Genomic DNA, 26397 nt, shown 5'->3' with positions numbered 1-26397 from the left:
GCGCCGAAAGGTCCAGTGGGTTCAGGCGGGGACCCGCGCAGTCACTTCGATTTCAATTTTCATTTCCGGCGACTGCAAATCCGCAGAAATCATCGTAGCAGCAGGTCTTGCCCGCGCGAAGGCCCGAGAGGTAATGGGCCAGCATTTGGGCCATTCCGCTTTATCCGGCACGATGTAGGTGACACGCACCACATGGTCGAGCCCACTGCTCGCCTCTTCCAAGGCTTTGGCGATCGTCGCAAGGGTATTTTCGCATTGTTCTTCAATGGTCGCGGGCATGACCATACGGGCGTAATCATATCCCGTTGTGCCCGCCACAAACACCCAGCCATCAGCCACAACAGCACGGCTATAGCCGATTTGCTCCTCGAAGGGGGACCCGGTGCTGATGTGACGGACGCTCACGACCTTAGCTCGCGGTCGCGGTTTCTTTCTTTCTGCCGTCGTCGTGGATCATCAATGGAGCAACATCGGATGTCACAGCCTCTTCGTTGACCACCACTTCGGTCACCGTATCCATTCCGGGCAAATCAAACATCGTATCCAGAAGGATATCTTCCATGATCGACCGCAGGCCGCGCGCGCCGGTCTTCCGCTCGATCGCACGTTTGGCAATCGCGCTGAGGGCATCGTCGGTAAAGCTCAGTTTTGTGTCCTCAAGCTCGAAGAGGCGCTGGTACTGTTTCACCAAGGCGTTCTTTGGCTGGGTCAGGATCGTGATCAACGCGTCCTCATCAAGATCGGTCAGCGTTGCAATCACAGGCAAACGACCCACAAATTCCGGGATCAGACCAAACTTCAACAGATCTTCCGGCTCCAGATCCTTGAAGATTTCGCCAATACCGCGATCGTCCTGTTCGCGCACGTCAGCACCAAAGCCCATGCCGGACCCTTTGCCGCGCTGTGCGATGATTTTATCAAGGCCTGCAAACGCACCACCACAGATAAACAGGATGTTCGTTGTGTCCACTTGCAGGAATTCCTGCTGCGGATGCTTGCGCCCGCCCTGCGGCGGCACAGAGGCGACCGTGCCTTCCATGATTTTCAACAGCGCCTGCTGCACACCCTCGCCCGACACATCACGTGTAATCGAGGGGTTGTCAGACTTGCGCGTGATCTTGTCGACCTCGTCGATATAGACGATGCCGCGCTGCGCGCGTTCAACATTGTATTCAGAGGCCTGCAACAGTTTGAGGATGATGTTCTCCACATCCTCGCCCACATAACCCGCTTCGGTCAGGGTCGTTGCATCGGCCATGGTGAAGGGCACATCCAGAATGCGCGCCAGCGTTTGCGCCAGAAGTGTCTTACCGCAGCCTGTCGGCCCGATCAGCATGATGTTCGATTTCGCCAATTCGATATCGGTCTTATCGGCGTGGTTCAGGCGCTTGTAGTGGTTATGCACCGCCACGGACAGCACGCGCTTGGCGTGCATCTGGCCGATGACATAGTCATCCAGAACGCCGCAAATCTCGGAAGGTGTCGGAACGCCGTCGCCTGCTTTCAGGCCAGCGGTCTTGGTCTCCTCACGGATGATATCCATGCAAAGCTCGACACACTCGTCACAAATAAAGACGGTCGGCCCCGCAATCAGCTTACGCACCTCATGCTGGCTTTTGCCGCAAAAGCTGCAGTACAGCGTGTTTTTGCTTTCGGTGCCGCTCGTATTCGCCATTTCAAACCTCTTGACCTGTCAGGTCAGTCAAACATCATTCGGACTGTTTCACAACAACACTAGGACAGCCCGCCAAGGTCCACAATGTCAAAATGACCATGCTCACAACGTCATTAAGAACTCGCTAATTCCTCGGTAAATCAGGCATAGAATCATAATTGGTCAGAAAAAAGACAAACGCGGCCGAAACCGCGTTTGTTTGTCGCAGCGTTGTGAAAAAGCCTTAGTCCTCGGCTTTGGTGCGGTTTTCCACGATCTCGTCGATCAAACCCCACTCTTTTGCCTCTTCGGGCGACATGAAATTGTCACGCTCTAAGGCGGCCTCAACCTTTTTCAGGGTGTTGCCGGTGTGCTTGACGTAGATCTCATTCAGGCGGGTTTTCAGCTTCTGGGTTTCTGCGGCGTGGATCATGATGTCCGTGGCCTGTCCCTGATAGCCACCCGATGGCTGGTGCACCATGACGCGGCTGTTTGGCAGGGAGAAACGCATGCCTTCATGCCCTGCGGTCAGCAAGAGCGAGCCCATGGAGGCCGCCTGCCCGATCACCAGCGTGCTGACCTTGGGGCGGATGTATTGCATCGTATCATAGATCGACAAACCGGATGTCACCACGCCGCCGGGGCTGTTGATGTACATGCTGATTTCTTTTTTCGGGTTTTCCGACTCGAGGTGCAAGAGCTGCGCGACGATCAACTGGCTCATGCCGTCATGGACAGGGCCGTTCACAAAGATGATGCGCTCTTTCAGGAGGCGCGAGAAAATATCGTAGGCGCGCTCACCCCGTGCGGTCTGTTCGACCACCATTGGGACAAGGTTCATATAGGTCTCGACGGGGTCTTGCATAACTACTGCCTCATATTCGGACGAAGGGTCCGCGTTCCATTATCAACGCTGACTCTAGTGTTGGGCGTCAGGGGCTTCAAGGGCTGAGGCGACGTAAGTATGGTTAACGGTGCCAAGGCGTAAGGTGGGTCTTGACCCACCTTACATTCAGCCAACGTGGAACAGTGACGCAAAGAGCCTTGGATCAAGACTTTCTGCCGCGAATGTGTCGCCTTCTGTCAGCACGGACACCGCATCATGACTGTGCAGGCTTTCCTGATGGCTTGCAATCACACGGAAATCTGAAATCCGCGTATCCAGTTGCAATTGCTCGGTAAAAAGCCGCGCCGCGTCCTCGACAAAGATCGGATTAGCGGCATTGAGTTCAGCAAAGGCCTGCTCGTCCTCGCGCTTGACCATCACTTGTGTTTCGGTCGGCACCGCCGCGCGCGCGCGGTCAATCAGGTCCTCGAACCACAGCACATCAGCACCATTTTCCAAAAGCACAGAAATGCGCGCAACCGAACGCTGCGAATGAGGTGTCGCCAACTGCCCCCGGAACTGGCGGGCGTGTTCGGACAATTCCAGCGAACAGGGGCAGGTGGACGAATAGACATAATCAAGGTGCACGATCTTCTTGCGCACGCCTGCTCTTTCGACCAGTTCAAGTGCGATATCGTAATACTGATAGCCCGACAGGCCCGACCGCAGGCTTTCCACTTTCATTGGAAAGCTGAACCGCATCTGGATACGCGCATCAAAACTTTCCAGATCGGTCTTATAGGCATCCAGCGCTTTCTCGATCACTTCAAAGCTGAAGGTCTCCCCCGCATGCTTGTAGAAGGACCGCATGATGCGGGACATGTTGATGCCCTTCTTCTCCGCCTCAAGCGATACGGTGCCGGTGACGGATGTTTCGAGCGTCAAATCGCCGTTGTCGCGGGTATGGAACCGGATCGGCAGGCGGAAATTTGAAATGCCTACATGCTGGATTTGCTGCTGCGCGCCACGGATCAGGCTGGATGGCCCGTTCTGCAGGTCGGGCATCGACGCTTTATAGGCCTCGTCCACCTCGAAATCTTCGGGATAGGCCCGCGCCAAAGCAGGATAGTTCGACACCTCTTGCCCGGGGATCAAACGCGAAACCAGCGGATCGAGTGTCGCCACTTCCTCGGCCGTCACATCGACCGCCCAGCGCCGCAAAAGCGCCAACGCCGCCTCGGCCTCCGCGCGTGTAGGTTCGCGATCCATATCACGAGAGTGGATATTCATGTCTGTGCTCCCCGTCGGTGCTATCGACACCCCAACATGGGGCAGCGCATCGGATTTTCCAATGATATCTTTGTAGATACGTTGCAATTCCGCGCGTGGATCAGTCATGAGCCTAGCCTTTTTGTCCCCGTCACCTGCCCGATTAAAGCAGGAAACGGGCCCCGCGTCACCTCATCACAAATGCGCGATTGCAGCACGCAGATCAGCCAGCAGATCATCGGGGTCTTCCAAACCGACGCTCATCCGGATCAGTCCGGGAGTAATGCCCAAAATCGCCTTGGTTTCCGGCGTCAGCCGTTGGTGCGTCGTCGTCGCAGGGTGTGTCGCGATTGATTTTGCATCACCAAGGTTGTTGGAAATCGTCCAGATCTCCAGCGCGTTCAACAGCGCAAAGGCCGCCTCTTGCGACCCTGCATCAATCGCAAGCACAGTACCGCCAGCCTGCATCTGCGCCTTGGTCAGCGCGTTTTGCGCATGGCTGGCAAGACCGGGGTAGATGACATTGGCAAGTTTGCCGTCCGCTTCAAGCTGTTCGGCCAGATACTGCGCCGTCGCCGCCTGCGCGCGCACCCGCAGGTCGATTGTCTCAAGCCCCTTGAGCATCATCCACGCGGTAAACGGCGACATCGAACCACCGGTGTGCTTCATATAGGGTTCGACTGTGCCACGGATAAACTCACGCGTCCCGAGGATCACCCCGCCCAGCGCACGGCCCTGTCCGTCGATGTGTTTGGTCGCCGAATAGACAACCACATCGGCCCCCTGTTCCAACGCATTTGAAAAGACCGGCGTTGCAAAGACGTTGTCCACGATGACTGTCGCATCTACCGCATGGGCAAGCTTGGATACGGCCGCAATATCAGTCACTTCCAGCGTCGGGTTCGAGATGCTTTCGAAAAACACGACCTTGGTGTCAGGCCGGATCGCGGCCTCCCAGGCAGCAAGATCCGTGCCGTCGACAAAGGTCACCTCAACGCCATAACGTGGCAGGATTTCTTCGAGGATATAAAGACACGATCCGAAGAGCGCGCGGGCAGATACAACATGATCGCCGGCCTTGAGCATAGACGTCAGCGCCCCGTTGACCGCGGCCATACCCGAGGCCGTGGCAAACCCGTCCTCGGCCCCTTCAAGGGCTGCAATCCGGTCTTCGAACATCGCCACGGTAGGATTGCCGTAACGCGCATAGATGAATTCGTCCGCGCCCGCCTTGATGAACCGCGCCTCGGCGTCTTCGGCTGTGTCATACACAAAGCCCTGGGTCAGAAATATCGCTTCGCTGACCTCGTTATACTGGCTGCGTCTGATCCCTGAATGCACCGCCTTGGTGCGTTTTTTCCACGTATCCATCTTTTCTTCCTCGCGCATGCCGCACGCAATAAAAAACCCCGATACCGGATAAGGGCATCGAGGTTGATCAACCTAGAGTCCTCTTTAGCGGCATGTTTAACGTGGCCCGCAATCCGGTAACAAATCGCCACGGAAGAGGCGATACGCCGCTGCCGGGCAAAAATCAAGACGGCATGAACACCCATGACAAACGATAGCAGATATCGCCGATCGCACGCCTTGCACTACAAGATATGCCACCTCACTGTCACACAACCTTTGAACAAACGTCACATAGACGTCGAATAGTCGTGGCACGCACCCGTCAAGCAATGCGGGATTATCACATGGCCCACCTCGCGGTGACACAAAGCACGCCCCCCTGTGACTACAAGCTCGAATCGGCACTGCGGGGCCTCGATCCAGACGCTCCGATCGTCATTATGCTGCACGGCTTCAAATACGATCCTGCCGACCCCGCACGTGACCCTCAACGCCAGATTTACGCCTACAACCCCGACCGGCGCTTCAAGCGCGTCGCGTCATGGCCACGCCGACTGGGGCTACAGGGAAGAAAAGGTCTGGCGATCGGGTTTGGCTGGCATGCAAGCGGCACCATCTGGCAAGCCCATGCCCAAGCCGCCTGCGCCGCGAAGGCACTTGCGGCCCTGATTTGCCGTATCAGGGCGCAAACGCCACACCGGCCCATTCACATCGTTGCACATTCCTTGGGTGCCCGGGTTGCAGTAAGCGCATTGTCTGCGCTCCCTTGCGGCACTGTATCACGCGTCATTCTGATTGCAGCTGCGGTGTTCGAACATGAACTTAAGAGCGCCTTGGGTAGCCGTGTCGGAGGCAGCACCGAGATCATCAATATCCGCAGCAGGGCCAACACGCTGTTCGATTTGCTCTTGCGTGCCGCTCTGCCGCATTGGGGCCCGACTGTCGGTCGTGGCCGCCTGCGGCATCAAAAGTTGCTCGATGTCAATATTGACTGCCAGACAATGCAATCAGCACTGACCTCTGCAGGTTTTTCGCTTTCGCAATCGCAGACAGGCATTTGCCATTGGTCCGGCTATCTGCGCAAAGACGTCTGCGCCTTCTATCGGCGCTTGCTGCACAGTCCCGCGCTAACCCCCTTGGCGTATCTGCAGTCCGTTTGCGACACAGTTCCCGAGATGGCACCTCATGCGACCGTGAATAGGAGCTTGTCCTTTCGTGGACAGATGCGATGATACGGACATCTTAAGCCACGTGTGAAACGATGCCCAAACCGATTGACCTCTATTTCTGGCCCACACCCAACGGATGGAAGGCCACGATTGCACTCGAGGAGATGGGGCTGCCCTATACGCTCCATCTGGTTGATATCGGTGCGGGCGATCAGTTCAAACCCGCGTTTCTTGCGATTTCTCCCAACAACCGGATGCCGGCAATTGTCGATCCGGATGGGCCGGACGGGACCCCGATTTCAATCTTTGAATCCGGCGCGATCCTGCAATACCTCGCCCGCAAGACCGGACAGTTCTATGGCGCGAGCGAACGCGACCGCATCAGTGTGGATCAGTGGCTGATGTGGCAAATGGGCGGGCTAGGCCCAATGGCGGGACAGGCGCATCATTTCCTGAAATACGCGCCCGCAATGGACCCACCCAACGATCTGCCCTATGCCAAAGACCGCTACCGCAATGAAACCGCGCGGCTTTACGGTGTGCTGGACAGACAGCTGGCCAAACATGAATTCGTGGCGGGTGATTTCTATTCGATTGCGGATATGGCGATCTGGGGCTGGGCGTCACTTTGGGAGGGCCAGCAGCAAACCCTCGATGACAAGCCGCATATGGCGCGCTGGCTGGATACGATGGGCGCGCGCCCCGGGGTTCAGCGCGGTCGGGCGGTGGCCGCTGAAAAACGTGGCGACTTCCGCAAAGACACCGGCGCGCAGAATATCCTTTTTCGCAAGCAAACGTAACGGTTTGTTAGCGAGGCGCGTTTATCAAGGTCCCATCCAATAAACTGGGGCCCGCCATGCAATATCGTCCACATCGCTATCCAACACAGTTTCCGGTCAGGCTTTCCACACCGTCAGGACCGGTCGAATGTACGGTTCTTGACGTCAACACCACCGGCGCGCGCCTTGCATCCGCTGGCCAACTGACCCGCGGCGAGAAGGTGACGTTCCAGGTTCTCAACCACAAGGCAGTGGCAATTGTCCGCTGGGTTTCAGGGACACGTGCAGGCATTACATTTCGCCCGCATCTCACAGACTTACAGGTCGATACGCTGCGCTACCGGCGCGATAAAGGGAACTATCACCAGCACCGCGCCGGTGGCTTGCATTATCGCGAAATGCGTTAGTCTTTCGCCACCTCTGCAGGTTCGATGAAATAGCGCTGCAGCTTGTAAATCTGCACCCAGAGGAACACCATCAGCACCGCAGGGAAAGCAAAGGTCTCCAGCTTGACCCAAACGTCAGTGGTCTGTGTGCGCCAGATGATTTCATTCGCAATTCCCAGCGCCGCAAACATATAGCAAAGACGGCGGGTAAAGATCATCCAGCCCTCTTTTTCCATCGGCAGGAACTCTTCCATGACGTATTGCAAATAGCTCTGCCCTCGCAGCAAACCGATCCCCAACAGGCCCGCCATGACGCCGTAAACGATGGTCGTTTTCATTTTGAAGAACCGCTCATCATTGAAATAGGCCGTCAGACCGCCGAAGAAGATCACCATGAAGGCAGTGAAAACCTGCATCCGGCTCAGCTTGCCTGTCAGCATCCATAGCACAGCCATCGCCGCCAACAGGATCGGAATAAAGATCAGGGCAGAGACAATAAAGCCGGTGTATTCAGCGCCACCAAAGGTAAATGTCTCATCCCTGATCCGCAAATAGATCAGGAAAAACGCAATCGTTGGCCCAAGCTCCAAGACCTGTTTCAGAATTGGATTGATGGTTTTCTCAGCCATAAATGTCTCCTTTAACCACCCATTTCCACGATGACAGCGCCGAGTGCAACCAGCGCCATCAAGAACAGGCGGCGCGGGCCTACTTTTTCGCCCATGATAAACCAGCCGATCAATGCGGCAAAAACCACGGATGTTTCGCGCAGCACTGCCGCTTCACCGACTTTGTCCAAACGTGTCGCCAAAAGAACGCCGCCAAAGCTGACCCAGGCAATCAAGGCACCAACAAACCCCCGCCACATGAGCGGCCCGAGTACAGGTTGCCGCGCCATGCGCCGATAGCGCCACGCCGCGAGGAGCGGGAAATCAATGGCGGTGACAAAGAAGAACCACGCCAGAAAGGTAAAGGGATCAGGGCTTTGGCGGATACCATAAGCATCATAGGTCGTATAGATTGCGACCAGGATCCCCCCCGCCAAGGCCCACATCAACCCCAGTTTCAACGTCCGCGGGTCCAGCACCTCTTCGGCAATATTCCGCACCGCCAGCAGTAAAATCCCCCCGCTCAGACAGGCCACCCCGACCCACTGCATCGGCGTAAAATACTCTCCAAAAAACAGCGACGCCGCCAGCACGGTTACCAAGGGCCCCGTGCCCCGCACGACCGGATAAACCACCGTATAAGCCGCCCGTTCATAGGCCATGGCCATCGTCACCTTATAGGCAAAATGGATCACGATCGCGCCCACAAGGATGACGCCCGTGGTCAGGTTCGGCCAGGGTACGACAAAAAGCGCGATGGGCGCTGACAACACAAACAGCCAGCCATCAATCGCCCCCCGCGTCAGCCACGGATCATAGCGCCCTTTCTGCAACGCCCCGAAAATCGCATGGGCCAGCGCCGAAACCAGCGCGAAAACGGTGGCCAGCCGCGCGCCCTCCGGCGTGCCCGAAATCGCAACCAGCCATGCGCCAAGCTCGTTCACATGCGCCCCGGATGCCAGATGACTGCCAGTGTCTTGTCACCCAGTGCCAGTAGCGGCAAAAACGCAAAAAGCGATGCCGCAATAAGTCGTCTCACCGGTCCAGACCCACCAGCGCCGCCGCAAAATCATCGGGATCAAAGGGAGCCAGATCGTCGATCTGTTCGCCCACGCCAATCGCGTGGATGGGCAGCCCGAATTTATCGGCCAATGCGACCAGCACACCACCCTTGGCGGTGCCGTCAAGTTTCGTCATCGCAAGGCCGGACACATCCGCAAGCTCTTGGAACACCTTGACCTGCTGCACCGCGTTTTGTCCGGTGGTGGCATCCAGCACCAGCAGCGTATTATGCGGCGCATCGGGGTCTTTCTTGCGAATGACCCGCACGATTTTGGCCAGTTCTTCCATCAGATCGGCACGGTTTTGTAAACGGCCGGCCGTGTCGATCATCAAGAGATCCGCGCCATCCGCCTGTGCCTTGGTCATCGCGTCAAAGGCCAGACTTGCAGGGTCTGATCCTTCGGGGGCCGTCAGCACAGGCACGCCCGCGCGATCACCCCAGACCTGCAGTTGTTCGACAGCGGCTGCACGGAAGGTATCACCCGCGGCGATCACAACCGATTTTCCAGCCGCCTTGAACTGGCTGGCCAGTTTACCAATCGTGGTGGTTTTGCCAGATCCATTGACACCGACCACCAGCACCACCTGCGGCGTCTTGGCGTAAAGCGGCATCGGACGCGCGACAGGTTCCATGATCCGCGCGATCTCTTGGGCCATCAGTTCCTTGATTTCTTGCACAGACAGCCGCCGGCCCAGACGCCCCTCGGCCATGTTCGCCGTCACGCGCAGGGCCGTATCAACGCCCATATCCGCTGAAATGAGCAGCTCTTCGAGCTGTTCCAGCATGTCGTCGTCAAGCGTCCGCTTCACAACCGTTTTTGCCGCGGCACCGCCACCAAAGAAGCGCCCAAGCAGGCCCTTTCTTTCTGGCTCGGATGCAGCCTGCTCGGTGAGAGGCGCCGTCAGGTCGACATCAAACTGCACCGGTGTCGGAGCGGCCACGGGCTCGGCAAGCGCAGCGGGTGTCTCATCTTCAACCGGATCGTCAACTTCAGGCTCAGGCTCAGGCTCAGGCTCAGGCTCAGGCTCAGGCTCAGGCTCAGGCTCAGGCTCAGGCTCAGGCTCAGGCTCAGGCTCAGGCTCAGGAATTGGGTCGGCTACAGGGGGAACCGGCGCAACCGCTTCTTCAACAATTTCCTCTTCCTCACCGCCATTCTGCACGATGGCGTCCAGCCCCTCGTCAATCTTGGACGAGGATTTGAACATCCGGGATTTGAGTTTTTTGAAAAATGACATCTCGATCAACCGCAGCAGCCTTTCCTATCACCTAATGATGCAGGACAGGTTTGGAAAGCCTCAACGCGGTTTAACCCGACACCTCATCCTTGAAATGCTGCATCACCAGCTTGATCGGATTGGGCGCCGCCTGCCCCAGACCGCAGATTGATGCATCGGCCATCGCTGTGCACAGATCGGTCAGAAGAGGCTGATCCCACGTGTCCGCCTGCATCAGCTTCACGGCCTTTTCGCACCCCACACGGCAAGGCGTGCATTGCCCGCAGCTTTCATCCTCGAAAAACCGCAGCATGTTCAGCGCCGCATCACGGGCGCGGTCCTGATCGGACAGCACGACAACAGCGGCAGAGCCGATGAAGGTGCCCAAAGGCTGCAATGTGTCGAAATCCAGCGGCACATCATTGATGGACGCAGGCAATAGACCTGATGAGGGGCCACCCGGCTGATAGGCTTTGAACACATGCCCCTCGGCCATGCCGCCAGCGGCGTCGATAACATCCATGATCGTTGATCCCGCAGGCAACAGATACACTCCAGGCGCGGCAACCCGGCCAGAGACAGAGTAGGACCGCAGCCCTTTGCGCCCGTTCTTTTCCACACTGCTCAGAATTTCAGGCCCTTCACGGCAAATCCGCGCGACCCAATAAAGCGTTTCAACGTTGTGCACCAAAGTGGGGCGATCAAAGATGCCGACCTGTGCCACAAAGGGTGGCCGGTGGCGCGGAATGCCGCGTTTGCCTTCGATGCTTTCGATCATCGCGGATTCTTCGCCGCAGATATAAGCGCCCGCACCGCGCCGCAGATCGATATAACCCGCCGCCACGACCCCCGCATCCTCAAGCGCCCTGATCTCGCGCGCCAGGATTTCCAGCACTGCAGGATATTCGTCGCGCATATAGATAAAACACGTCTCGGCCTCGACCGCCCAGGCGGCGATCAGCATGCCTTCAAGGAACACATGCGGGGTGCGTTCCAGATAGTAACGGTCCTTGAACGTCCCCGGTTCGCCCTCGTCCCCGTTCACGGCCAGATAGCGCGGGCCCGCATTGCCGCGCACAAAACCCCATTTCTTGCCCGATGGAAAACCGGCACCACCCAAACCGCGCAGGCCAGAGGCCAGCACTTTGTCCTGGACGTCTTCCCAATTGCCACTGTCGCGCAATGACTGAAGCTCTGCATAGCCACCTGTCGCCACGTAATCTGCATAGCCTTGATAATCGGGCAGATGCGCGTGCGTTTCACCCGCCGCGATGGCCGCTTGTACCTTCTCGACCGTCGCGTGGTCGATGTGGTTATGGCCCAACTCCAACACCGGCGCAGTGTCACATCGCCCCATGCAGGGCGCACGCAAGACGCGGACTTCGGCAGGGTCCAAACCCTCTTTGAGGGCCGCTTTCAACTGCTGTCCGCCCGCCAATTCGCATGACAGGCTATCGCAGACGCGGATCGTCAGCGCAGGCGGAGCCGCTTCGCCTTCTTTCACCACATCAAAATGGGCATAGAAGGTCGCGACCTCGTAAACCTCGGCCTGGCTCAGGCGCATTTCCTCGGCCAAGGCGCGCAGATGCGCGGCAGAAAGGTGGCCGTAGGTATCCTGGATCAGATGCAGAAACTCGATCAGCAGATCACGCCGACGCGGGCGATCACCCAAGAGCGTGCGGACCTCGTCCCATGCGGCATCATCAAGCGCACGCCCCTTGGTACGGTGCCGCCCTTTGCCCTTGCCGGATTTCCAAACACCTTTGCGGTTGTCCAAAGCCATCACGCCTTTCCTCATCTCGTTAGGGCCAACATACGTCTCCGCGCGCAGCCAAACCACGCAAAAGCGACACCCGAGACGGCCAAACCGCGCAGCAATGCAATTTCCGCTACACCATGCGGAAACCCGTGCTAACTATCCGAAACATGGAACCACGTCTTTTGCATTTCGGCCTTGCCACCCTGACCCCCGCGGCCCTGATCGGCGCCGGCGCCTTTCTGGGGGGCGGCTGGGTGATTGCTGCGGTTGTTTATTTGACAGCAATGACAAGCCTGCTGGACCGGTTGATCAGGAAAGAAACCGCCGCCGGCGCGGCATCGCAGGATGCCGCGTTATCTGTTGCAATTGCTCTGACACATTTTTGCCTGCTGCCTGTTGTTGTATGGTCGCTCGCGAAGGCTGACCTCACGCCACTGGCAAAGACCGGGATATTCTTTGCCGCAGGGCTTTGGTTCGGCCAGATCAGCAACGCCAATGCGCATGAGCTGATCCACCGCCCCACCCGCGCTCTGCACCGGCTTGGCATGTGGTGCTACATCACGCTTATGTTCGGGCACCATACCTCTGCGCATGTGCTGGTACATCACCCGCATGTGGCCACCCCCGCAGACCCCAACACATCGCGCAAGGGCGAAAGCCTCTATCGCTATATGATCCGCGCGTGGACAGGTTCATTCCGTGAGGGCTACCGCGCCGAAAAAGCGCGTCTGGACCGGATAGGACGCCCCGCATGGCGCAACCCCTACGCGGTCTATGTGGGTGGTAGTCTTCTTTGTCTGACATCGGCGTTCCTGCTGGGCGGATGGCAGGCACTTGTCGCATATGGCGCACTTTCGCTATACGCGCAGTCGCAACTCTTGATGTCCGATTATGTGCAGCACTACGGGCTTGTCCGCACCATCCGCGACAACGGCAAGCCCGAGCCTGTCTCCTCCAGACACAGCTGGAACAGCCCGCATTGGTTCTCTTCGATGATGCTGCTGAACGCCACGCGGCACTCCGATCACCACGCGCATCCTGCGCGGCCTTATCCCGAACTGAATAATCCCGACGACGCCCCTATGCTGCCCCGCCCGCTCCCGCTGATGGCCAGTATCGCGCTGGTCCCCCCGCTTTGGCGGCGGATCATGGATCCGCGGGTTGAAAGGTGGCGCAATGCGTAGCCTGGCGATATGGCTCCTGCTTGCGACCCCTGCGGTGGCGCAAGACACCATGACCGGCCCCGAATTCGACGCCTATGTCACGGGCCGGACCATCACATTCCGCACCGCAACCAACCCGCTTTTCGGGATCGAGCGGTATCTGGAGGGCAAACGGGTCATGTGGTCGGCTTTTGACGGCACCTGCCAATATGGCGTCTGGTTCGAGAGCAAGGGTGATATCTGTTTCCGTTACGACGGTGATCCGGAACGCAAGTGCTGGGAAATCTATGCAGAACCCGAGGGCCTGCGCGGGGTTTATACCACGCGGCCCAACACGACGGTCATCTACGAGGTCCCCGAAAGCGACGCACCGCTGATCTGCAACGATCTATCGTCCTGAGCCAACCTGCAGTTTGCCATCCGCAAACTCGATTTCCAGCGCAGTCGCTCCGGCTGCCGCATCCTTGGTTGTCACCACTGCGCCGTCACCCCTTACCACGGCATAACCGCGTTTGAGGGTTTCGACATAGCCCAGCGTCTCGCGCAAGCGCTCCAGAGCGTCCAGCCGCGCCAGACGTTCGGCCTGCTGGCGCGATGCGCGGTCTGACAGGCGGCGCAGCAGCACGTCCAGCCGTTCAGTATGGCGCGCAACGCGGTCTTGCAGAACAGTCCCGCGCAAACCGCGCGCTGTCTGCTCAAGCGCTATGCGCCCGTCCCGTGTCCTGCGTTTCAACGCAGGTGCCAGCCGTTCGGACAACCCCGCCAAACGCCGCTGATCCTCGGCCAGCCGGCGTGACAGAATACCCGGACGCAACGCCGCCTCACTCATCTGCAGACGCTTCTTGGCAGCCGCACCCTTCAGTGCGGATGGCAGTCGCTCACCCAGGTAATCCAACCGCTGGCGCGGCCCTTCGACCAGCGCATCCACCTGCGGCAAGGCTCGCCCCAAATCGCGCACGCGTTGCTGGCGCTGCCCGAGGCCCGTTGTCAAAGCACGGCTCAGGCGCGCGCCCTGCTGGTCTGCCCAAGCGAGCAGTTCCATCCGTACAGGCACAGCAAGTTCCGCCGCTGCTGTCGGTGTCGGTGCGCGCATGTCCGAGACAAAATCAATCAGCGTGGTATCGGTTTCATGCCCCACAGCAGAAATCAGCGGAATATCCGATGCCGCAGCCGCCCGCGCGACAATCTCTTCGTTGAACCCCCACAGGTCCTCAAGCGATCCACCACCCCGCGCCACAATCAGCAAATCCGGACGCGGCAAAGCACCACCCGGTGTGAGCGCATTGAACCCTGCAATCGCTGCCGCCACTTCGGGCGCACATTTGGCCCCTTGCACTGCCACGGGCCACACCAGCACCTTGCGCGGGAAACGATCGCGCAGGCGGTGTAGAATATCGCGGATCACCGCACCTGAAGGCGATGTTACCACCCCGATGATCTCGGGCAGATAGGGCAAGGGTTTCTTGCGCTCCGGCGCGAAGAGCCCCTCGGCCGCAAGTGCCGCCTTGCGCTTTTCCAGCATCGCCATCAGCGCACCGGCACCGGCAGGGGCGATATCCTCGATCACCATCTGGTATTTCGACTGACCGGGGAATGTCGTGAGCTTGCCCGTGGCAATCACCTCCATCCCCTCTTCCGGACGCTGCGCCAACGCCTGCGCACGGCCTTTCCAGATCACACCGGCCAGAACCGCGCGATCGTCCTTGAGATCCATATAAATATGGCCCGACGCAGGCCGCGACACGCGCCCCACTTCACCGCGCACGCGGACATGGGAAAAGCCGCCCTCAATCGCCTTTTTGACTGCGCCGGAAATCTCGGAGACCGAAAACTCGGGCGTATTGTCGGCAGGCCCGTCGTCAAAAAGGTCCATCATATTGCTTCACCTTTTCCATGCGCCTGTAATGGCAAGGACGAGAACTGCCACTTCAGGAAATAGGCCGTCAGGCAGAGTACCCCCGCCAAAACGACAAAAAGCACCGTTTTGAAGACCAAAGCCAACACCAGCGCCAACACACCGCTGATGCACAACAGCATCCGCGAAATCCGCACCGTCGCAAAATCGGGATCAGGCCAGAACTGCACCTGCGCACGACCAAATTCTTCTGCGTAATGATCGAGGGTACGCCCATAGGCCGGATCATCCGCAAACTGCATCGGGTCATCAGGGCGATAAATGATGCGGCCAATAATCCGAGGACAAAAGTCTTCGAAATACGCCTTTTCATCCTGTACATGCATCTTCCAGACGACATCCACGATGGGCGATGGCACAAGCGTTTCGCCGGTACTGCCCACCAGATACATAAAGCGACGATATTCTTCGACGAGAATGTAGCACACATCAATCGAATGGCCGGTTTCCTCGTGCAGACGGTCGACCAGTGAACGCGTCAGTGGACGCTCGTGAAAGCTATAGCCTTCAAGGCGATGCCAAAGCTTCCGGTCCTTTTTGATCGGTTTCATCTTTGCGCCTATGCTCGCATTGGTTGTCTCGCTTGCGACACTAGTCCGATGCGGCACGCGCGCCAAGCACCGGAGACTAAAAAACCTTTGGCTTGGGTGACACTTGTGGTCATGCCATCCCCGCCTTAGAACCGTGGCAATCCAATTCTTGCAGGGACGAATATGAACATTCTCATTTTGGGCAGTGGCGGTCGCGAACATAGTCTGGCTTGGGCCGTCAAACAGAACCCCAAATGTGACCGCCTGATTGTTGCCCCCGGAAATGCGGGGATCGCGGCCCATGCGGAATGTGCAGACATCAACATTCTCGACGGTGATGCTGTGGCGACATTTGCAGAAGAGAACGCGATTGATTTCGTCATTATCGGCCCCGAAGCCCCCCTTGCGGCCGGTGTGGCGGACCGGCTGCGCAGCGCCGGGTTTCTGGTCTTTGGTCCAAGTCAGGCGGCAGCCCAGCTTGAGGCCTCGAAGTCCTTTACAAAAGCCATCTGCGACGCGGCAGGCGCGCCCACTGCCGCCTACGCGCATTTCACTGATGCCGATGCCGCCCGTGCCTATATCCGCGCCCAAGGTGCACCGATTGTGGTCAAGGCTGACGGGCTTGCCGCCGGCAAGGGCGTGATCGTTGCCATGTCCGAAGACGAAGCACTTGCCGCGATCGACGATATGTTCGACGGCAGCTTTGGCGCGGCAGGTGCCGAGGTGGTGATCGAAGAGTTCATGGACGGTGAGGAAGCTTCATTCTTTGTGCTCTGTGACGGCAAAACCATCCTGCCCGTGGGCACCGCCCAAGACCATAAACGCGCCTTTGACGGCGACACGGGCCCGAACACAGGCGGCATGGGCGCTTACTCCCCTGCCCCTGTGATGACCGATGCAATTACACAAAAAGCGCTGGACGAAATCATCTCCCCCACCATGGAAGAGATGCGCAAGCGCGGCACCCCCTTCCAGGGCGTACTTTTTGTCGGCCTGATGATCCAGAACGGCCAGCCGCGTCTGGTGGAATACAACGTCCGCTTTGGTGATCCCGAGTGCCAGTGCCTGATGATGCGTCTGGGCGGGCAGATCCTTGATCTGCTGCAGGCCTGCGCTGAAGAGCGTTTGGACGAGATGCAGGTCAACTGGGCGGATGATCACGCGTTGAACATCGTCATTGCCGCAAATGGCTACCCCGGAAACTATACCAAAGGCACCGTGATCGGAGGGCTGGACAGCCAGCCCGAAGACAGTTTCCACATGGTCTTTCACGCTGGCACCGCACTGAAAGACGGGCAGATCACGGCCGCAGGCGGACGTGTCCTGAATATCACAGCGCGGGGCGCGACCTTGGCCGAGGCACATGAACGGGCCTACGCTATGGCCCAGACGATCGACTGGCCGGACGGGTTTTACCGCTCGGACATTGGCTGGCGGGCACTCTGACCCTGCAAAAGAAAAGGCCGTGCTTGTTTCCAAGCACAGCCTTTTTGGTATTCGGTGGCGACGCAGTTATGCGGCGCGGCCGACCAGAACAGAATCAATCTCTGCCGCAGCCGCGTTTTCATCATTGCCCGCCACGGCCGCGATTTCGCGGGTCAGGCGCTCAAGTGCGGCTTCATAAAGCTGACGCTCGGAATAGCTCTGCTCACGCTGGTCATCCTGGCGATGCAGGTCGCGCACAACCTCTGCAATTGCGATCAGATCACCCGAGTTGATCTTTTGCTCGTATTCTTGTGCGCGACGCGACCACATGGCCTTTTTGACCTTTGCCTTGCCGCGCAGTGTCTTCATCGCATGGCTGACCACATCAGGTGTCGCCAAGGCACGCATGCCTACATCGGTAGCTTTGTCAGTCGGCACCCGCAGGGTCATTTTGTCTTTCTCGAACGAGATGACAAACATCTCAAGCTCGAAGCCGGCAATCTCTTGCGTCTCGATCGACACAATTTTGCCGACCCCGTGGGCGGGGTAAACGACAAACTCGTTGGGGCTAAAGTCGTATTTCTTCTTGCTCATGATCGTCCTTTCATGACGGCCAGCTAATGACGACAAAAAATCCGCCGGGGGCACTTCGCCTCCGCCGGAGCTATCGTCTGATGATCTGGATCACGTCGTTCGCAGCATTCCGCTAAGTATATCATAAAAACAAGGCCAGCGGAAGTATCGCGAATCAAAGCACGAAAGGCCTGTAAACATTGGCTCTCAACGCCGGATAGGCGCGAATCAGCCGCCTTCTCCGGCTGCTTCCGAGAAGAGCTCCATCTTGCCTTCTTTGCCGTCCATTTCTTCGGCAGTCGGCAGCGGGTCTTTCTTTGTGATGATCACCGGCCACAGCTCGGAATACTTGCGGTTGAATTCAACCCATTTTTCCATGTCAGGCTCTGTGTCCGGACGGATCGCATCCGCAGGGCATTCAGGCTCGCAAACACCGCAGTCGATACATTCGTCAGGATGGATCACCAGCATGTTTTCACCCTCGTAGAAGCAGTCTACGGGGCAGACTTCGACGCAGTCCGTGTATTTGCAGGCGATGCAGTTATCGTTGACGATGTAGGTCATAAGGCGGAGTTCCGATCAGTTCACGCAGCCTAGCTAGAATAGACTGGCCGCGCGTTCAAGGTCCAACAGCCCAACGAAGGCAGCCAAGTCCGAGATTGCGACAAGATGCGCGAAATTGCCGGGGTCTTTCAAGATGCTGGACAGCGCATAATCGACCGACCATCCTATCGGCCATAATTTCACAACAAAGAATTTTGACCCAGGGAGAAAACATACAATGTCACTTATGAATACGGTCGCAGCAATGGCGGTCGGCTTTGCGGTCGCCAAGGGCATGGAATCAGTACAGAAAAATGGTGGCCTTGGTGGGCTGCTTGGCGGACTCACAGGGGGCAGCGCCCCGCAACAAGCCGGCGGCATGGGCGGTTTGGGTGACATGCTGGGCCAATTGGGCGGCGGCAGTGGGGCACAATCCTCCGGCGGGCTTGGCGGTATGCTGGATCAATTGACAGGCGGCGCAGGCGCCAGCGGCGGTCTGGGCGCACCTCGGCTCTATAGCTGATACCAAACGGCATCGCCCTGCCCTGCAGAGGGCCATGCCGCGCACATTGGCCTGATCACTGTTGACATGCCTACCTATATTTCGATAAAACTAGAACTATCGAATTAAAGAAGGTAACCTGAGAATGGATATCGTCACCGCGACGCAAGGTTTTTCCGCCATGGGATCCGAGCCCCGGATGGAAGTTCTTCAGACTCTCGTCAAAGCTGGTGAAGACGGGCTGCTTGTGGGCGAAATCCAACAGCGCACAGGCATCCCTGCGTCAACCTTGGCCCATCATCTGAGATTTCTCGCCAGCGCGGGTCTCGTCAGCGCAGAGAAACAAGGCCGCACCATCACGAACCGCGCGAACTTTGACCACCTGCAACGTCTTGCAGCCTTCATCCTCGAAGAATGCTGCGCCGATATGGGAAGACCAGAATGACTGACGCAACCCGCCCCGCTCCGTCACTGGTCGACCGGGCGCGAACATACCTTGCGACACCTTGGACCATCACATTGCTGGTTCCGGTGGTTGTCGCAGCGATTGACCCCGCCAACCTCTGGCCGATCATCACATTCGCGGCAGGCGCACTTTGGGGCACTCTGCCCTATATCGCCTTCGCGGTTTTTCTGATCGCGGGGCTCAAGGCCGCGGGTGCCGAAGCCATGATCGCGAAGGCCTTTCAAGGCCGCGAAAACCGCATGATCGTGCTGGCAGCGCTTTTCGGCGGGCTAGCGCCGTTCTGTTCCTGCGAAGTCATCCCCTTTATCGCGGGACTGCTGGCGCTTGGTGCACCGCTTGCCGCTGTCATGGCCTTTTGGCTGTCTTCCCCGCTGATTGATCCGCCAACCCTGTTGATCACCGCCGCCGCCCTTGGTTGGCCCTTTGCCATCGGCAAGGCTGTCGCCGCAGTGGCACTTGGTTTGGCGGGTGGTTTTGCCATCAAAGCGATGACGCACGCGGGGCTGTTCTCTGACCCATTGAAGCTGCAGCAGGCCAAAGGCTGTGGCTGTGGCCCGAACCCCTTCGACGGCAAGCCGGTCTGGACCTTCTGGAACGCGCCTGCGCGCCGCGCCGTCTTTGGTCAGGAGTTCATGCACAATGGCATCTTCCTGATCAAATGGCTGTCGCTTGCCTATGCGCTTGAAGCGCTTCTGGTAACTTACGTCCCTGCCGAAACGATCGCCGGTATCGTCGGCGGCGAAGGTATCCTGCCCATCGGCATCGCAGCGCTTGTCGGCATGCCCGCCTACCTGAACGGGTACGTTGCCCCACCTTTGCTGGCTGGGCTGATCGCACAAGGGATGAGCAACGGGGCAGCGATGGCCTTCATGATTGCAGGGTCGGTCAGTTCGATCCCCGCGATGGCAGCGGTTTGGTCCTTGGTGAAAGGTCGGGTGTTCGCGGCCTACATCGGTTTGGGCGTATCTGGCGCAATCCTGTCTGGCATCGTCTTTGGCGCGCTAGTCTAGCCCCATATCGCGGCGGTCTTTCTTTGTCGGACGACCGCCCTTTTCATAGCGCGGGTTCGCTCCCTGCGTCTCTGCAGGCCGCGGTTTGGGTGCGGGCGTGAGGTCTTCGTAGAGCGCGTGCGCTTCGGGCGCAGGCCCGCGGCGTTCGCCACAAGCCACAACCCGCACCACTTTGGTTTCCTGGGCCTGCACGAAAGTCAGCACATTCCCTGGCCCGATCGCGCGGGCGGGTTTGCTGACAGGCTGGCTATCCACACGGACCTTGCCCGCGGTGACAACACCGGCGGCAAGGCTGCGCGATTTGAAAAACCGCGCATGCCAGAGCCATTTATCCAGCCGGATTGTCGGGCGCGGGTCGCTCAATCCTTCTTGAAACCTGCCAAAGCGGCAGCGAACGGATTGTCAGGATCAATCTGCTTTTCGCGCTTGGGTTTGGCTTGGAAGGTTTGCGGTTTGTTGTTGCCGCCACCCTGCGGTTTGCCTTTGCCCTTCGGCTTGCCTTTGCCACGGGGGCGGGCATCGCCTTGGGGGCGTGCAGGACGTGCCGCCCGACCACCCCATGTGAAGGTATAGAACACCTCCATCTCGGGGCCGGTGTCCGGCTTTTCTTCTGCTGCGCTCTCGGCTGGGGCGACCTCTGCGGCAGGCGCGGCATCAGCGGCGGGCGCCTCGGCGGCAACCGCTTTCACTTTCTCGCGCTCACCCTTCTCGGCCTTATAGCCCAGACCGGTCATGAGATCGGCGAATTGCTCGAGCGTCATGCCGGTGATCGACAACATGTCGGGGTTCGCTTCGAACCCGCCACGGCTGTCCTTGTGGCGCAGCATATCGGCGAGGCGTTCCAGCATATCAATGCGGATCGCGCGATCTCCAGCAGCGCGGTAGCCCGCCATCGCATAATACCCTGCAACCGCATCCTGAGCGGCAGGGACCGTCACCAGACCGGGGGGCGGGCTTTCAGGAAATTCGCCCAGACCCTTGGACAGCGACCACAGCACAAGACGCAGCCGTGTCGGCGCGGGCTTGAGCAGAAGCGGCATGAAAATCGTGAACTGGCCGAAACGCACACCGTGCTTGCGCAACGCGCCGCGGGCGTCCTGATCCAGTGCCTTGACCTCTTCGGCGACTTCACCGCGCGGGATGATCCCGAACTCCTCGGCCATGCGGAAGGCAAAGCCCTTCGCGGCGCCCGTCAGTGCCTCATCGTTTTTCAGCGCGATAATCGGCTCGAATCCGGCGGCAATCTTGCGGTCGATGAAATGCTGCAAACGGCGCTGCACCTTGGCGGCGACATCGGGGCCTGCTTCTTCATCGACAAAGGCCTCAACGCCCGGCTTGAACGGATCGTCGCCCTTGACCAGTTTGCCAACCGCCTGGCTGCCCCACATCAGGCCACCCTGTTCGGTGAAATCAATCTCGGGATCGGGGGCGTTATAGAAACGGTCCGCCAGCAAATGGAACTGCGGCACCAGCGCCTGCACAGAGGCCTGACGCAATGTCTTGGCCTCATCGGGGCTGCCTGCTTTGTCCATCCGGAAACGGAACCCTTCCAACCGTCCGACGAATTCGCCCTCGACGGTCACTTCACCCTTGTCATTCACGTCAGCCAAAAGGCTCTCCTTCTGTTTGAGCCGGCGAAGCAGAATGCTGGTCCGCCGGTCCACAAATCTTTGCGTCAATGCGCCGTGCAGCGCATCCGATAGTCGGTCTTCTACCGCGCGGGTTGCATCTCGCCAATGAGATTCGTCAACAAGCCACCCATTCCTTTGTGCCACATATGTCCAGGTCCGGATATACGCGAGCCGTTTGGAGAGCGTATCAATGTCTCCGTCTGTCCGGTCAATGCGTTTGACCTGCAGCGCGAACCAGTTGGCGGACACATGCCCAAGTTGATGCAGATCGTTGTAGATATGCGTCAAAAGGGCTGCGTGCTCACCTTTGCTGATACCGCGAAAATCAGGCACGCGGCACACATCCCAAAGCAGTTTGACCGACGGACCATCCGTCGCACGCGCGGCAACCTCGGTGTCCATCGCCAGTGCTTTGAGTGCGGCCAGATCATCACTTTCGCGTACACGGGTCAACCACGGGTCCTCGGTGCGGTCTTCCAGCGTGGCAATCAGACGCTTGACCGATCCGAATTGCAATCGGCTGTTGCGCCATTGCAGTTTCTTGATCGGGGCAAAGCGGTGATCGCAAATCGCCTGCGCGACACCTTCGTCCAGAGGCGGCGCCTCGCCGGTGACACCAAAGGTGCCATTGTCCACGTGCCGCCCCGCGCGGCCCGCAATCTGGCTCAACTCGTCAGGTTGCAGGTGCCGCATCCGGCGCCCGTCAAATTTGGTCAGCGAGGAAAACGCCACATGGCTGATATCAAGGTTCAGCCCCATACCAATCGCATCGGTCGCCACGAGATAATCGACATCGCCGTTCTGATACATCTCGACCTGCGCATTCCGCGTGCGGGGGCTCAGCGCACCCATCACCACAGCAGCACCACCTTTGGTGCGGCGCAAAAGTTCCGCGATGGCATAAACGTTTTCGACCGAAAACCCCACGATTGCCGATCGTGCAGGCATCCGGCTCAGTTTCTTGGACCCTGAATAGGTGAGTTGCGACATCCGCTCACGGCGCATGAACGACGCCTCAGGCACCAAGGCCGAGATCGCACCGCGCATTGTCTCTGCGCCCAGAAACAGGGTCTCATGCAGGCCGCGCGCATTCAGCAAACGGTCGGTAAAAATATGGCCCCTCTCCGGATCGGCGCAAAGCTGGATTTCATCAACGGCCAGAAAATCGCACCCCATGCCCTCGGGCATCGCCTCAACCGTGCAGACCCAATAGGCGGCGCGCGGCGGCACGATCCGCTCTTCTCCGGTCACAAGCGCCACGACGCCGGGGCCACGCACAGCCACAATCCGGTCGTAGACCTCGCGCGCCAGAAGCCGGAGCGGCAAGCCGATCACACCGGTGCGGTAGGCCAGCATCCGTTCAATCGCGTAGTGCGTCTTGCCAGTATTCGTCGGCCCAAGCACGGCCGTGATCCGGGACACCGTCATATTCTTCCCCGAACCAATCGGAGCGCCAGTGCCTAGAGCGCCTGACCCTCAAGCTGCAGTTCCAGACGATCAACGGCCTCCAGCGCTTCGCGTGCATTGGGGTTGATCGCAAGAACCATTTCATAAACTTCAAGCGCATCTTCGGGGCGCTCTAGTTCTTCCATCATCAAAGCAAGACCGCGCATCGCCTCAAAGTGACGCGGGTTCAATGCCAGCACCTGACGCACATCGTTCAGAGCAGGGCCAATGCGCCCGAGGAAATAATAAGCCGACGCACGACCATAATAGCCTTCGGCAAAATCCGGCGCATGATCGACCAAAGCGGTGAAATGTTCGACGGCCACTTCGGGTGCGCCGTCTTCCAGCGCATCCTTACCGCGACGCAGCAGCAGGTCCATCGCAGGCGAGCCGCTGTTTTCCCACTGCGCAATGATTTGCCGTTCGATACGCGCATAAGTGCTTTCATCCGCGGCGGCGAGCTCTTGAAAAAGTTCATCCAAGGGCTTTTGTTGCGCGTAAGCGGGTAAGGAAAACCCAACCGTAAGGCAAAGTGCCGTAACGATACATTTGAAGCGATGTGCGTGCATAACCATAACGGTAATGTAGCGCACTATGCGGCCAACACCAGAGGTCGCAGGGTGATATCAACCAATAGAGGACGAAAAAATGAGTGATGTTGTAACAGAGGCCGTCGCCGCCCTGAACGCAAAGATGGACGGGGCCGGTTTTGACGGCAGCGCGAAATTCGAGATCGCGGGTGAGGGAAGCATCATCATCGACCAGAACGGCGCTCACGCAGGTGACGACGATGCAGATGTGACCCTGACGGCCTCGACCGAGACGTTCAAAGCCATTCTTGACGGCGAAATGAACCCGACGACCGCCTTTATGACCGGCAAACTCAGTGTTGACGGCGATATGGGCCAAGCCATGAAGCTGGCGGGCGTTCTGGGCTAATGTTGGAGGCGGCCCCTCTTTTCGAAGATATCGCAGGCGGTCCCGCCGGAGGGGTCGCCCATTGGCTGACAACATCTGACGGGGTGCGCATTCGCGTGGGCCATTGGCCGCTGGCGGGTGCCAAAGGCACAGTGCTGATCTTTCCGGGCCGCACCGAATATGTTGAAAAATACGGCAATACCGCGCAGGCCCTGCAGGACCGCGGCTATGCCAGTCTGGCGATTGACTGGCGCGGCCAGGGCATTGCCGACCGCATGACACCCAAACGGGCGATCGGGCATGTTGGTGCATTTTCGGACTATCAAAAAGATGTGACCGCGACGCTCGCCTATGCGCAGGAAGCTGGTCTTCCGCGCCCCTATTTCCTGCTGGGGCACTCGATGGGGGGCTGTATCGGTCTGCGCGCGTTGATCGAAGGGCTGGACGTTCAGGCCGCGATGTTCTCGGCGCCGATGTGGGGCGTGCAGATGGCCACCCTGTTACGCCCCGTCGCGTGGGGGCTCTCCGCGATGAGCACACCTTTGGGGTTCGACCAGAATATCGTGCCCGGCCAGTCAGAGGAAAGTTATCCTTTGCGCGAAACGTTTGAAGCAAACACGCTGACCAATGATCCCGAGATGTGGGCGCAATTTGGCACGCAGCTTCGCCAACAGCCTGATCTAGGTCTCGGCGGGCCATCGTTACGCTGGCTCAACGCCTCTTTGCGTGAAATGCATCAACTCAGCACCGCCCCCTCGCCGCAGGTGCCCTGCCTGACCTATCTGGGCACCGACGAAGTGATCGTTGATCCCTCGCGTATCCGCGAACGGATGGCGAAATGGCCAAACGGCGTGTTGCGCGTCATTGAGGGCGGCAAGCACGAGATGCTGATGGACATGCCCGAAATGCGCGACATGATCTTTGATGAAACGACAGCGTTTTTTGACAAACAACTGGCGCCTGTAGCCTAGGCCAGATCACTGTCCGTGCGCACCTGAAATCCCGCGCCACGTAGCTCGCTGACCACTTCGGACACGTGCTGCTGATCGCGGGCTTCAATCACGATCTCAAGCTCGGCCTGCTTGAGCGACACGCTCTGCATCATCCGCTGGTGGATCACCTCGATCACATTGGCCCCCGCCGCGCCAATAATGCGCGAAATATCCGAAAGCTGGCCTGGTGTGTCGTCAATCTCGAACGTCAGGCGCGTAATCCGGCCATCGCGCACCAAACCGCGCAGAATAAGTGTCGAGAGCAGCCGCGAATCGATATTGCCGCCACAGACAACAAGGCCCACCTTTTTGCCTGCAAAATCCTTGGCATGCTTTTCGATGACAGCAAGGCCAGCGCCCGCAGCGCCTTCGGCCACGATCTTTTCGTAAGACAGAAGATCAAACACGGCCGCCTCAATCTCGGCCTCGGTCGCTGTTTCCACACGGTCCACATGCGTCTTGATCACAGCAAGGTTCGCCGCAGCCGGTTCACGCACTGCGATCCCCTCGGCCAGTGTCGCACCGCCGAAATTGGTGCCAAGGTCATCAAAATGCGCTTTCACCGCGTCGAAATTCGCAGCCTGCGCGCCGATCACCTGCACGTCGGGCTTGACTGATTTTGCAGCGACAGCCATGCCCGCAATCAGTCCCCCGCCGCCAATCGGGACGACAATCACATCAAGATCCGGTTCCTGTTCAAGCATCTCCAAAGCGACGGTGCCCTGCCCCGCAGCGACGATGGGATCATCAAAGGGATGCACGAAGGTCATCCCTTTTTCCGCCGCCATATCCAGCGTGAACTGCACACTTTCATCAAAACCCTTGCCATGCAGCACGACTTCTGCCCCGAAATCCTTGGTGCGCTTGACTTTGTTGAACGGTGTCCCTTCGGGCATCACGATCACCGCGGGAATGCCGAGGCGGCTGGCGTGATAGGCCACGCCCTGCGCATGGTTTCCGGCACTGCAGGCGATGACACCGGCGGCGCGCTCGGCATCGCTGAGCGTCAGAAGCTTGGCCAAGGCACCCCGCGCTTTGAACGCGTTGGTGTGTTGGAGGTTCTCCAGCTTGAGATAGAGATCAATGCCCAGATGCAGCGACAGGCGGGCCGCATGGACAGTGGGCGTGCGCATCGTGGCAGGTTTGATCGCCTCATAGGTTTTCGCAATCAGCGCAGGATCAAGGGCCATGGGCCACCTCGTT

General features: G+C 58.7%; 28 protein-coding genes and 1 riboswitch. Of the genes, 11 read left to right on the top strand and 17 right to left on the bottom strand.

The window, feature by feature from the left end; genetic code table 11:
• Window positions 1-21 precede the first annotated feature (21 nt).
• The 5 genes from C7964_RS13240 to metZ all read right to left on the bottom strand — a co-directional run bounded on the left by C7964_RS13240 (window position 22) and on the right by metZ (window position 5120).
• The gene (locus C7964_RS13240) at window positions 22-405 is read right to left on the bottom strand and encodes a RidA family protein (RefSeq protein WP_110280098.1); all 384 of its coding nucleotides are present in this window, start codon (window positions 403-405) and stop codon (window positions 22-24) included.
• Between the two features lie 4 nt (window positions 406-409).
• Window positions 410-1675: an ATP-dependent Clp protease ATP-binding subunit ClpX gene (clpX, locus tag C7964_RS13235; protein ID WP_110280097.1), complete on the bottom strand. Its 1266-nt coding sequence runs from the start codon at window positions 1673-1675 to the stop codon at window positions 410-412.
• Between the two features lie 223 nt (window positions 1676-1898).
• The gene (locus tag C7964_RS13230; protein ID WP_055687549.1) at window positions 1899-2519 is read right to left on the bottom strand and encodes an ATP-dependent Clp protease proteolytic subunit; all 621 of its coding nucleotides are present in this window, start codon (window positions 2517-2519) and stop codon (window positions 1899-1901) included.
• Between the two features lie 147 nt (window positions 2520-2666).
• Window positions 2667-3770, bottom strand: coding sequence for a GTP cyclohydrolase FolE2 (folE2, locus tag C7964_RS13225; protein WP_110280276.1), 1104 nt, complete (start codon window positions 3768-3770; stop codon window positions 2667-2669).
• Between the two features lie 174 nt (window positions 3771-3944).
• Window positions 3945-5120 carry an O-succinylhomoserine sulfhydrylase gene (gene metZ / locus C7964_RS13220; protein ID WP_110280096.1) on the bottom strand — a complete coding sequence of 392 codons (1176 nt, stop codon included), beginning with the start codon at window positions 5118-5120 and terminating at the stop codon, window positions 3945-3947.
• Window positions 5121-5183: 63 nt separating this feature from the next.
• Window positions 5184-5261, bottom strand: a riboswitch (SAM riboswitch).
• A 185-nt stretch (window positions 5262-5446) separates the two neighbouring features.
• Here metZ and C7964_RS13215 point away from each other — a divergent pair.
• The 3 genes from C7964_RS13215 to C7964_RS13205 are packed head-to-tail and all read left to right on the top strand — an operon-like array spanning window position 5447 to window position 7457.
• Window positions 5447-6334 carry an alpha/beta fold hydrolase gene (locus C7964_RS13215; RefSeq protein ID WP_181417175.1) on the top strand — a complete coding sequence of 296 codons (888 nt, stop codon included), beginning with the start codon at window positions 5447-5449 and terminating at the stop codon, window positions 6332-6334.
• Window positions 6335-6363: 29 nt separating this feature from the next.
• The gene (locus C7964_RS13210) at window positions 6364-7071 is read left to right on the top strand and encodes a glutathione S-transferase N-terminal domain-containing protein (RefSeq protein ID WP_110280094.1); all 708 of its coding nucleotides are present in this window, start codon (window positions 6364-6366) and stop codon (window positions 7069-7071) included.
• A 56-nt stretch (window positions 7072-7127) separates the two neighbouring features.
• Window positions 7128-7457: a PilZ domain-containing protein gene (locus C7964_RS13205; RefSeq protein ID WP_110280093.1), complete on the top strand. Its 330-nt coding sequence runs from the start codon at window positions 7128-7130 to the stop codon at window positions 7455-7457.
• Here C7964_RS13205 and C7964_RS13200 read toward each other — a convergent pair.
• The 4 genes from C7964_RS13200 to C7964_RS13185 form a co-directional block, all read right to left on the bottom strand.
• Complete coding sequence (locus C7964_RS13200) at window positions 7454-8065, bottom strand: inner membrane-spanning protein YciB (protein ID WP_110280092.1); 612 nt, start codon at window positions 8063-8065, stop codon at window positions 7454-7456. The genes C7964_RS13205 and C7964_RS13200 overlap by 4 nt on opposite strands.
• Before the next feature lie 11 nt (window positions 8066-8076).
• Window positions 8077-8988 (bottom strand): DMT family transporter, encoded by a 912-nt coding sequence (locus C7964_RS13195; protein ID WP_110280091.1) that lies wholly within the window; start codon window positions 8986-8988, stop codon window positions 8077-8079.
• A 91-nt stretch (window positions 8989-9079) separates the two neighbouring features.
• A complete protein-coding gene (gene ftsY, locus C7964_RS13190; protein ID WP_110280275.1) occupies window positions 9080-10342 on the bottom strand; it encodes a signal recognition particle-docking protein FtsY in 1263 nt (420 codons plus the stop codon).
• Between the two features lie 70 nt (window positions 10343-10412).
• Window positions 10413-12104, bottom strand: coding sequence for an NAD(P)H-dependent oxidoreductase subunit E (locus C7964_RS13185; protein ID WP_110280090.1), 1692 nt, complete (start codon window positions 12102-12104; stop codon window positions 10413-10415).
• A 143-nt stretch (window positions 12105-12247) separates the two neighbouring features.
• On the opposite strand from C7964_RS13185, the gene C7964_RS13180 reads away from it, so the two are divergent.
• Both C7964_RS13180 and C7964_RS13175 read left to right on the top strand, forming a co-directional pair.
• Window positions 12248-13264 (top strand): alkane 1-monooxygenase, encoded by a 1017-nt coding sequence (locus tag C7964_RS13180; RefSeq protein WP_110280089.1) that lies wholly within the window; start codon window positions 12248-12250, stop codon window positions 13262-13264.
• Window positions 13257-13643: a hypothetical protein gene (locus C7964_RS13175; protein WP_110280088.1), complete on the top strand. Its 387-nt coding sequence runs from the start codon at window positions 13257-13259 to the stop codon at window positions 13641-13643. The genes C7964_RS13180 and C7964_RS13175 overlap by 8 nt, the downstream gene beginning before the upstream one ends.
• Here C7964_RS13175 and xseA read toward each other — a convergent pair.
• Together xseA and C7964_RS13165 are read right to left on the bottom strand one after the other, a co-directional pair.
• Window positions 13632-15119, bottom strand: a complete 1488-nt coding sequence (xseA, locus tag C7964_RS13170) for an exodeoxyribonuclease VII large subunit (RefSeq protein WP_110280087.1) — start codon at window positions 15117-15119, stop codon at window positions 13632-13634. The two genes, C7964_RS13175 and xseA, sit on opposite strands and share 12 nt — an antisense overlap.
• Entirely contained in the window at window positions 15116-15709 is a 594-nt protein-coding gene (locus C7964_RS13165) for a hypothetical protein (RefSeq protein WP_110280086.1), read from the bottom strand. Before C7964_RS13165 ends, xseA begins: the two co-directional genes overlap by 4 nt.
• A 162-nt stretch (window positions 15710-15871) precedes the next feature.
• Between C7964_RS13165 and purD the strand changes: the two genes are divergently transcribed.
• Window positions 15872-17134 carry a phosphoribosylamine--glycine ligase gene (gene purD / locus C7964_RS13160; RefSeq protein ID WP_110280085.1) on the top strand — a complete coding sequence of 421 codons (1263 nt, stop codon included), beginning with the start codon at window positions 15872-15874 and terminating at the stop codon, window positions 17132-17134.
• A 66-nt stretch (window positions 17135-17200) separates the two neighbouring features.
• Here the strand turns inward: purD and C7964_RS13155 are convergent, their stop codons facing one another.
• The gene (locus C7964_RS13155) at window positions 17201-17707 is read right to left on the bottom strand and encodes a CarD family transcriptional regulator (RefSeq protein ID WP_055294644.1); all 507 of its coding nucleotides are present in this window, start codon (window positions 17705-17707) and stop codon (window positions 17201-17203) included.
• 207 nt (window positions 17708-17914) lie between these two features.
• A complete protein-coding gene (gene fdxA / locus C7964_RS13150; RefSeq protein WP_110280084.1) occupies window positions 17915-18250 on the bottom strand; it encodes a ferredoxin FdxA in 336 nt (111 codons plus the stop codon).
• A gap of 217 nt (window positions 18251-18467) precedes the next feature.
• Here fdxA and C7964_RS13140 point away from each other — a divergent pair, with 217 nt between their 5' ends.
• From C7964_RS13140 to C7964_RS13130, 3 genes are all read left to right on the top strand, one after another.
• Window positions 18468-18752, top strand: coding sequence for a hypothetical protein (locus C7964_RS13140; protein WP_146214858.1), 285 nt, complete (start codon window positions 18468-18470; stop codon window positions 18750-18752).
• A 124-nt stretch (window positions 18753-18876) separates the two neighbouring features.
• The gene (locus C7964_RS13135; protein WP_110280081.1) at window positions 18877-19176 is read left to right on the top strand and encodes an ArsR/SmtB family transcription factor; all 300 of its coding nucleotides are present in this window, start codon (window positions 18877-18879) and stop codon (window positions 19174-19176) included.
• Window positions 19173-20207, top strand: coding sequence for a permease (locus tag C7964_RS13130; RefSeq protein ID WP_110280080.1), 1035 nt, complete (start codon window positions 19173-19175; stop codon window positions 20205-20207). The genes C7964_RS13135 and C7964_RS13130 overlap by 4 nt, the downstream gene beginning before the upstream one ends.
• On the opposite strand, the gene C7964_RS13125 is transcribed toward C7964_RS13130, so the two are convergent.
• The 3 genes from C7964_RS13125 to C7964_RS13115 are packed head-to-tail and all read right to left on the bottom strand — an operon-like array spanning window position 20199 to window position 23766.
• Window positions 20199-20570, bottom strand: coding sequence for an RNA-binding S4 domain-containing protein (locus C7964_RS13125; protein ID WP_110280079.1), 372 nt, complete (start codon window positions 20568-20570; stop codon window positions 20199-20201). The two genes, C7964_RS13130 and C7964_RS13125, sit on opposite strands and share 9 nt — an antisense overlap.
• Window positions 20567-23266, bottom strand: coding sequence for a helicase-related protein (locus C7964_RS13120; RefSeq protein WP_110280078.1), 2700 nt, complete (start codon window positions 23264-23266; stop codon window positions 20567-20569). The genes C7964_RS13125 and C7964_RS13120 overlap by 4 nt, the downstream gene beginning before the upstream one ends.
• 32 nt (window positions 23267-23298) lie before the next feature.
• Entirely contained in the window at window positions 23299-23766 is a 468-nt protein-coding gene (locus tag C7964_RS13115; protein ID WP_353652415.1) for a tetratricopeptide repeat protein, read from the bottom strand.
• A 166-nt stretch (window positions 23767-23932) separates the two neighbouring features.
• Between C7964_RS13115 and C7964_RS13110 the strand changes: the two genes are divergently transcribed.
• Window positions 23933-24223 carry an SCP2 sterol-binding domain-containing protein gene (locus C7964_RS13110; protein WP_110280076.1) on the top strand — a complete coding sequence of 97 codons (291 nt, stop codon included), beginning with the start codon at window positions 23933-23935 and terminating at the stop codon, window positions 24221-24223.
• A complete protein-coding gene (locus C7964_RS13105; RefSeq protein ID WP_110280075.1) occupies window positions 24223-25173 on the top strand; it encodes an alpha/beta hydrolase in 951 nt (316 codons plus the stop codon). Before C7964_RS13110 ends, C7964_RS13105 begins: the two co-directional genes overlap by 1 nt.
• Here C7964_RS13105 and C7964_RS13100 read toward each other — a convergent pair.
• Complete coding sequence (locus tag C7964_RS13100; RefSeq protein WP_110280074.1) at window positions 25170-26384, bottom strand: threonine ammonia-lyase; 1215 nt, start codon at window positions 26382-26384, stop codon at window positions 25170-25172. The two genes, C7964_RS13105 and C7964_RS13100, sit on opposite strands and share 4 nt — an antisense overlap.
• Window positions 26385-26397: the final 13 nt, after the last annotated feature.

The sequence above is a fragment of the Loktanella sp. PT4BL genome (assembly GCF_003201935.1).
Lineage (GTDB): Bacteria > Pseudomonadota > Alphaproteobacteria > Rhodobacterales > Rhodobacteraceae > Yoonia.
This window is presented reverse-complemented; position numbering and strand designations above follow the sequence as displayed.